The sequence below is a fragment of the Prosthecomicrobium pneumaticum genome (assembly GCF_014199915.1).
GTDB lineage: Bacteria > Pseudomonadota > Alphaproteobacteria > Rhizobiales > Kaistiaceae > Prosthecomicrobium > Prosthecomicrobium pneumaticum.
The window spans coordinates 1-7,183 of the sequence record NZ_JACHOO010000019.1 but is presented as its reverse complement, the minus strand read 5'-3'; the positions used below and the strand labels follow the sequence as shown (position 1 = coordinate 7,183).

At 72.5% G+C, this 7,183-nt stretch carries 10 protein-coding genes; 1 reads left to right on the top strand and 9 read right to left on the bottom strand.

All coding sequences use genetic code 11. From position 1 onward, the window contains the following. Window positions 1-284: 284 nt before the first annotated feature. From GGQ63_RS21705 to GGQ63_RS21685, 5 genes are all read right to left on the bottom strand, one after another. Window positions 285-917: a DUF2460 domain-containing protein gene (locus tag GGQ63_RS21705; protein WP_183858723.1), complete on the bottom strand. Its 633-nt coding sequence runs from the start codon at window positions 915-917 to the stop codon at window positions 285-287. A gap of 2 nt (window positions 918-919) precedes the next feature. Then, window positions 920-1,483 carry a phage tail tape measure protein gene (locus GGQ63_RS21700; protein ID WP_183858722.1) on the bottom strand — a complete coding sequence of 188 codons (564 nt, stop codon included), beginning with the start codon at window positions 1,481-1,483 and terminating at the stop codon, window positions 920-922. Between the two features lie 781 nt (window positions 1,484-2,264). Then, on the bottom strand, window positions 2,265-2,468 hold the full coding sequence (locus GGQ63_RS21695) for a rcc01693 family protein (protein WP_183858721.1): 204 nt from the start codon (window positions 2,466-2,468) through the stop codon (window positions 2,265-2,267). Then, entirely contained in the window at window positions 2,461-2,778 is a 318-nt protein-coding gene (locus GGQ63_RS21690) for a gene transfer agent family protein (RefSeq protein WP_183858720.1), read from the bottom strand. The genes GGQ63_RS21695 and GGQ63_RS21690 overlap by 8 nt, the downstream gene beginning before the upstream one ends. Then, window positions 2,778-3,194 (bottom strand): phage major tail protein, TP901-1 family, encoded by a 417-nt coding sequence (locus GGQ63_RS21685; RefSeq protein WP_183858719.1) that lies wholly within the window; start codon window positions 3,192-3,194, stop codon window positions 2,778-2,780. Before GGQ63_RS21685 ends, GGQ63_RS21690 begins: the two co-directional genes overlap by 1 nt. Window positions 3,195-4,355: 1,161 nt before the next feature. Between GGQ63_RS21685 and GGQ63_RS21680 the strand changes: the two genes are divergently transcribed. Beyond that, entirely contained in the window at window positions 4,356-5,096 is a 741-nt protein-coding gene (locus GGQ63_RS21680; RefSeq protein ID WP_183858718.1) for a hypothetical protein, read from the top strand. Between the two features lie 110 nt (window positions 5,097-5,206). Here GGQ63_RS21680 and GGQ63_RS21675 read toward each other — a convergent pair whose 3' ends face one another. The 4 genes from GGQ63_RS21675 to GGQ63_RS21660 are packed head-to-tail and all read right to left on the bottom strand — an operon-like array spanning window position 5,207 to window position 6,748. Beyond that, entirely contained in the window at window positions 5,207-5,614 is a 408-nt protein-coding gene (locus GGQ63_RS21675) for a DUF3168 domain-containing protein (RefSeq protein WP_183858717.1), read from the bottom strand. Then, window positions 5,611-5,871, bottom strand: a complete 261-nt coding sequence (locus GGQ63_RS21670; protein ID WP_183858716.1) for a hypothetical protein — start codon at window positions 5,869-5,871, stop codon at window positions 5,611-5,613. The genes GGQ63_RS21675 and GGQ63_RS21670 overlap by 4 nt, the downstream gene beginning before the upstream one ends. Next, on the bottom strand, window positions 5,868-6,197 hold the full coding sequence (locus GGQ63_RS22160; RefSeq protein ID WP_343061250.1) for a phage head closure protein: 330 nt from the start codon (window positions 6,195-6,197) through the stop codon (window positions 5,868-5,870). Before GGQ63_RS22160 ends, GGQ63_RS21670 begins: the two co-directional genes overlap by 4 nt. Next, window positions 6,194-6,748, bottom strand: a complete 555-nt coding sequence (locus tag GGQ63_RS21660) for a head-tail connector protein (RefSeq protein ID WP_183858714.1) — start codon at window positions 6,746-6,748, stop codon at window positions 6,194-6,196. The genes GGQ63_RS22160 and GGQ63_RS21660 overlap by 4 nt, the downstream gene beginning before the upstream one ends. Window positions 6,749-7,183 lie beyond the last annotated feature (435 nt).

Here is a 7,183-nt window from a genome sequence, read left to right as displayed (position 1 = left end):
TCCCGGGCGGAGCGAAGCGGAGACCCGGGACCCATCGAGCAGAGGAACACATCGAGGACCGCCCGGCTCGATTCGTCCCGGCTTCCGCCGGAATGACGGCTGGCGAGGACCCTCCCCGGCACACCGACCCGCACGATTATCGATGCCGGCACGGAGGCCGGCATGACGGGCGGAGGGGGCTGTTCGGATAAGGCGCAAACATGCGAACACCGAGCGCCCCCCTCCCTCCCCCCTTGTGGGGGAGGGCCGGGGTGGGGGGTGACGACGCCGCAGCCGAGCGACCCCTATACCCGCACCTCGACGAGCGGGATCGACGGGATCGCGCCCGCAGCGAAGGAAGAAAAGTCGATCGCCAGCCGGTCGGTGTCGAAGCGCACCGGCACGTCGAAGCGGAAGCCGGCGGTGACCGCGGCCCCCTCCGGCGGCACGGCGTCCGGCGCGAAGGTGACGGTGCCCGTCGTCGCGTCGAGCGTGAAGGCGTCGGTCTCCACCCCCGCCACCGCGACGCGCACCGACCCCGCGACCGGCTTGTCGATCCGCCGCGTCCAGGGCGCGAAGGCGCCGCCATAGGTCTTGACGAGCCGGAACGCCGCCGTCGCGCCGTCGCCGCTGCCGAGCGCCTGGTCGGTCGGCGCCGGCATCGTGCCGGGCGGCGCGGAGGCCTGGTCGGCCGGGTCGCGGAAGCGGAAGCCGTAGAGCCGGCCGCGCCGCTCCTCGAAGAAGGCGATCACCGTATGGAGATCGGCGTGCGAGCGCACCCCCGTGCCGACGTCGTAGCGACGGCGGGAATCGGCCCAGCGCTGGTTGCGCCGCTCATGGCCGGAGCCGAGCGAGACGATCTCGGTCGACCGCTCCGGCCCGCCAGTCGCCGAAAAGCCGATCGCAAGCGGGAAGAGCACCTCGTGAAATCCGTCCATGGTCACAGCCCCCTGCGGCCGCGCGCCACGGCGCGGGCGAGCGCGGCGGCGACTTGCGCCTCGCCCTTCCGGAAGGAGGCGGCGTCGGCCGTCGCGATCGTCACGTTGACCGTCGTCGCCCCGCCGCCGCCCGCCGCGGCGACGCCGAGCCGTCCGTCGGCGCCCCGCGACAGCGGCAGGATCGCCTCCGGCCCCGCCTCGCCGGCGAGCCCGAGCCCGCGCGGCAGCGGGAAATAGGAGGGCGTCGCGACGACGCCGCCGGCCGCGAAGGGCACGACGCCGCCTTTCGCGAATGGCTGCACCCCGCCGAGCAGATCGGAGAAGAGCCCGGCGATCCCGGTGCCGATCGGCTTCAGCGCGGCGTTGAGCGCGATCCCGGAAATGCGCAGCGCCAGCCCCTTCAGCACATCGTCGAACGCCTTGCCGCCGACCACGGCATCACGCAGCGCCCGCGCGATCGCGCCGGAAAACGTCTCCGTCCGCACCGTCAGATTATCGAGCGCCGCCCGGAACGGCGCCGTATCCGCGGTGATCCGCACGGCCAGCTCATCGACAACCGTCGCCATGTCTTCCTCCCCATATCCGCGCGCCCCGGCACCCGCCGAGCACCCCCCGCCGCCACCCCCGAACACCCGTCACCCCGGCCTCCGTGCCGGGGTCCATCATCGTGCCGCCGGGCGAAGACGCGCGGCGCCGCCACCCCGCACACCCGTCATCCCGGGCGGAGCGAAGCGGAGACCCGGGACCCATCGAGCAGAGGAACACATCGAGGACCGCCCGGCTCGATGCGCCCCGACTTCCGCCGGAATGACGGACGGACAGGGCGGCCCACAACGCCGACCCGCACGATCATGGATGCCGGCACGGAGGCCGGCATGACGGGCGGAGGGGCCTGTTCGGAGACCGGCAGGGCGCGTGCACGAGACAAGTCCGTTCGACGACACAGAGCACCGGCTTCTCAAAAACACCCGTCACCCCGGCCTCCGTGCCGGGGTCCATACTCGTGCCGCCGGGCCGCCCGAGCGCCGCCGCCATCCCGCACACCCGTCATCCCGGGCGGAGCGAAGCGGAGACCCGGGACCCATCGAGCAGAGGAACACATCGAGGACCGCCCGGCTCGATGCGTCCCGGCTTCCGCCGGAATGACGGACGGACAGGGCGGCCGAGAACACCGACCCGCACGATCATGGATGCCGGCACGGAGGCCGGCATGACGGGCGGAGGGGGCTGTTCGAAGAATGCGCAAACAGGCGAACCCCGATCGGCCCTTCCCCCTCCCCCCTCGTGGGGGAGGGCCGGGGTGGGGGGTGAATACGCCGCAGCCGGCGGGCGCGCGTCGTCCCGCCCCTATCCCCGCCGCACCGTGTCCGGATAGCGCCGCATCAGCGCCTCGAGCTCCGCCGCGCCCATCGGCGCGGGCCGGCGGCCGGCGAGGCCCTCGGCCGCAGCCGCGAGTTCCCGCGGCGTCATCGCCCAGAAATCGGCGGGCGCCAGCCGCAGCACGCCGAGGCCGAAGGCCATCGCCGCATCCCAGGGGAAGGGCTCAGCCATCGCCGCCGCCGAAGGTGGCGGAGAGCAGCGCCGCGACGATCGCCGCGAAGCCGGCCGCGCCGCCCTCGGCGCGCATCGCCGCCACCTCGGCGTCGCTCACCGCCGTCCCGGCCCCGCGCAGGCCCGCGCCGATCACCCGGACGAGGTCGCGCGCCGCGAAGCGCCCCTCGGAGAACCGGGCAGCGAGCGCGGCGAGGTCCTCGGCGCCGAACGCCGCCTCGAGCTCGGCGAGGCCGCCGAGCGTCAGCACGAGGGTGTGCGGCCGCCCGTCGAGCACGGCCTCGATCTCGCCGCGATGCCGGTTCGCCATCACGCCGCCCCCGAAAAGGCGAGCGCGCCGGCGCTTTCGAGCGTCATCTCGTAGAGGAGCGCGCCGTCCTGTTCGCCCGAATAGTCGAGCGCGACGAGCTGGAACGGCCCCTCCACCGTGCCGAAATCGGGCAGGATCGCCTGCCAGCTCCGGATCGCGCCGTCGAAGAACACGCCGCGGATCGCCGCGTCGCTCGCCGCATCGCGGAAGATGCCGGAGCCCGACAGGCTCGCCCGCCGGACGCCGGCGCCTTCGAGCAGCTCGCGCCAGCGCCCGGCGGAATCCTGGTCGGTGACGTCGACGGTCTCCGCGTTGAACGCGACCCGCCGCGCCCGCAATCCCGCGACGGCGACGAAATCGCCCGCCCCGGTCGTATCGATCCTGAGGAGAAGATCCTTCCCCTTCTGCGCCGCCATGGCCAACCTCCTGCCGGTGATATCCCTTGAAGCGCACGCCCCGTCCCGCACACCCGTCCCGGCCTCGGTGTCGGGGTCCATAGTCGTGCCGCCGGGCGAACACGCGCGCCGCCGCCACCCCGCGCACCCGTCATCCCGGCCTCCGTGCCGGGGTCCATCATCGGGACGCCGGGCGAAGACGCGCGCCGCCGCCATCCCGCACACCCGTCATCCCGGGCGAAGCGAAGCGGAGACCCGGGACCCATCAAGCAGAGGAGCGCATCGAGGACCGCCCGGCTCGATGCGTCCCGGCTTCCGCCGGAATGACGGACGGACAGGGCGGCCCACAACGCCGACCCGCACGATCATGGATGCCGGCACGGAGGCCGGCATGACGGGTGGAGGGGTCGGCTCGGGAAACCGACGGAAGCGCGCAGGGAGAAAGCCGACCGGCCGGCCGGAACCCGGGAGCGTGACCGCCTCCTAAAAGCACCCGTCACCCCGGCCTCCGTGCCGGGGTCCATAATCGTGCCGCCGGGCGAAGACGCGCGCCGCCGCCACCCCCCAACACGCCGTCATCCCGGGCGGAGCGAAGCGGAGACCCGAGACCCATCAAGCCGTGCAACCCCACGCGGAACCCGCAACGTCGCCCGGCTCGATGCGTCCCGGCTTCCGCCGGAATGACGGACGGACAGGGCGGCCGAGAACACCGACCCGCACGATCATGGATGCCGGCACGCAGGCCGGCATGACGGGTGGGCGGGCCTGTTCGAGGCAGCCGCCCCGACAATTCCAGGATCGGCCCTTCCCCCTCCCCCCTTGTGGGGGAGGGCCGGGGTGGGGGGTGACTGCGCCGCAGCCGGCCGCTGGCGGAGCCTCATGCTCTTCACGCCGCGCAGTCGGAATTGCCGCGTCGGACAGACGGCACAGGCGCAACGGCCGACCCTATGAAAAAATGATCGGGCGGAGGGCCGCTGTCCCCTCGCCACCGAGACCGGTGGCCGAACGGCCGCGCCGGAGCGCGAATGGTTCGCCCGTCATCGACAGAATAGTGTGTCACGCGCCCGGCTGCAACAGTGCCCGTCGGTCGTCATCGTCACCGCTCGGCACCCGGTCTTGAAATGGATTTGAAACCCTGCCGTTTCTGGCAACATGGCCGTCCCCCGAACGAAGAGGCCAAACATGTCACGACGACAACGATGGCTGGTTTTCACCTTTACTTGCCTGAGCCTCATCGCCTCGGCGATCCAGATTGCGGGCGATCGAATAGGTGAGGGCTGGGCCACGTTTCGTCGAAGTGTGGACTGGATCGGCATCAGGACCGGCTCTTCGAGGGTAGCCTCCCCTGCTGATCTGGGTGGCCCCTTCGCGCCGCCAGGATCTCGAGCCGATGATCCGCAGTGGGCCGATTTGCGAAACGGCGTTTACGCAATCCGGCTTCCAGAGTTCTTTCGCGCGGGCGAAGAGGCACGAATTCAGCTTTTCCTTATCACCGGCGCAGATCAGGCCGTGCCACCGGGACTAGATTTGGCCGCCGCAGCGACGGCCCCATACGCGCCTCAAGTCAGGGCGGCGCTGAAGGTGCCTGAAGGAGTGGAGCTTTCCGCACTTCGAGCTCCTACCGCTTGGACGAGCACGAGAGCGAGCGTGCTGTGGGAGTGGAAGGTGACAGTCCCATACCCTCATTCCCAAGTACCTTTTGAGATTGCGGTCCTCAACGAAACGAGCGGGCGTCATCTCTACTCGGCGCAAATCATCAACGAGGTCAGGCCGACGCCACGCTCGATGATCAATTATATGCTCGTGGTCTTAGCAAGCTTCGTCTCGTCGACATTTGCGCCGATCACCAGCTTGGTTGGGTTGGCAGTGGTCGTGGGTGAAGGCGTGCTGCTCTGGCGCAGGGCGCGTACGAATGGGAGGTGACCGAGCAGCCCGTGAACATTGGGTGGCGTGGCGCCGCCACGGAGTGCCGTGTGGCGAGATGTTCGATGGCGCCGTCCGCCTGCGCACCCCGGTCCGCCGCCGGCGCGCCCCTACTCCGCCTCCGTCAGGGCGCTCAGCCGCACGATGCCTTGCGTGGTGATGCCGTCCGGGTCGCGGCGCACCTCGGCGAAATCGACGCGCACCAGCACCGCCCGCGCACTCTCGAGCGCCAGCGGCGCGTCGTGCAGGATGCGCATCAGATGGCCGGCGATCCGCCAGGCCTCGCGCCGGCCGCCGGCGCGCGACCAGACGTGGAGCACCAGCCGGTGCGCCGTGCCCGCCTCGGTCCCGCTCGACCAGTCCTCGGCCGAGGCGGCGCCGAGCGCGACGAAGGGAAAGGTCGCGTCGCGCGGCGCGGCGTCGTAGATGCGCGCTTCGCCGAGATCGGCGAGAAGGTCCGCGTCGGCGGCGAGCGCGGCGAGCACCGCCGCCTGCAGGGCGATCGGCGCGCCGCTCATGCCCGCCGCTCCCTCAGCCGGGCGATCGCCGGTGCGAGTACCGGCGCCGCCTCGAGGCCGAAGCCGCCGTGCTCGCGGGCGAAGAGGCCGGGCGCGGCGAAGGCGATGCCGTCCGCCGTCCGGCGCCGCTCGATCGCCGGGTCGATCGCCGCGCCGAGCCGCGCCGCCGCGCGCTCCCGGCCGGCCCGCACCGCCGGCTCCGCCGCCCGCTTCAGCGCCGCGGCGAGCGCCGCGCCGGTCAGAGCCCTCGCATTCATCGCCGTTCCTCCACACAGTCGAGCGTCAGCAGCCGCCGCCCCTCGTCGGGGTCGCGCATAGCGGTGATCCGCAGCGTCCGGCCGCGATGGGAGAGCGCCATGCCGCCCTCGACATCGGCGCGGTAGCGGATCGTCACGCGGTGCGTGAGGCGCGTCGCCGGCCGGTCCGGCCCGGCATCCTCGGCCGCCTTGACCGGCTCGATCGCCGCCCAGACGGCGGCGAGCGGGGTGAAGGAGACCGCGACGCCGCCCGCCCCGTCGGGCATCGACACCGGCCGCAGCACCGTCACGCGGTGGCGCAGCCGGCCGGGCTCGAACGGCCTCACAGCGTTCTCAGCCGGTAGGGCGCGAGAAGCGCCTCGACCGCGGCGGGCGGCGCCGCGCCCGGCTCGATCGCGCCGCGATGGGCATGCCATTGCGCGACGAGGATCAGGATCGCCTGGCGGAGCGGCGCCGGCACATCGTCCGCCGTGCTGCCATAGCCGGCGGTGAAATCGATCTCGATGCCGTTCCAGGCGAGGCCCGGCGCCGGCCGTTCGAGGAGGAGCACACGCGCGCCCGCCGGCTCGGCGCGCCAGAGCGCGGCGTCGAGCCCATGCGGCATACCGGCCGCGTCATAGGTGGTGATCGCCGCGACGGCGATGAGCGGCGCGACGGGCAGGCCGATGCGCCGCCCCGCCGGCCAGCGGTCGAGATGGAGCCGCCAGTCCTGCGCGATCAGCGCCCGGCCCGTCACCGCCTCGACATGGATGCGCGCCGCCGCGATCGCCGCGGCGACGAGGCCGTCCTCCTCGCTGCCGTCGAGCCGCAGATGCGCCTTCGCCTCCGCGACCGACACCGGCTCGATCGCCGGCGCCTCGATGAGCGCCACGGTCATGTCGACCTCCTGCACGGATTTTTCGAAGCGAACCCCGATCGGCCCACTCCCTCCGCCCTTGTGCGGGAGGGCGGGGGGGAATTGGGCCGGAGCCGAACGACCCCGCCCCTCGGGAACCCCCGTCACCCCGGCCTCCGTGCCGGGGTCCATAATCGTGCCGCCGGGCCGCCCGAGCACCGCCGCCACCCCACACCGTCATCCCGGGCGAGGCGTAGCCGAGACCCGGAATCCATCGAGCGGCGCCCGGGCTCGGTCCCATTGGGGCGGCCGTCGCGCGGCGTGATGGGTCCCGGCTTTCGCCGGGATGACGGATGGGGAGAACCGTTCTCACAGCACGCACGTCACGATTATGGATGCCGGCACGGAGGCCGGCATGACGGGTGGAGGGGTCGGCTCGGGAAACCGACGGAAGCGCGCAGGAAGAAAGCCGGCCGG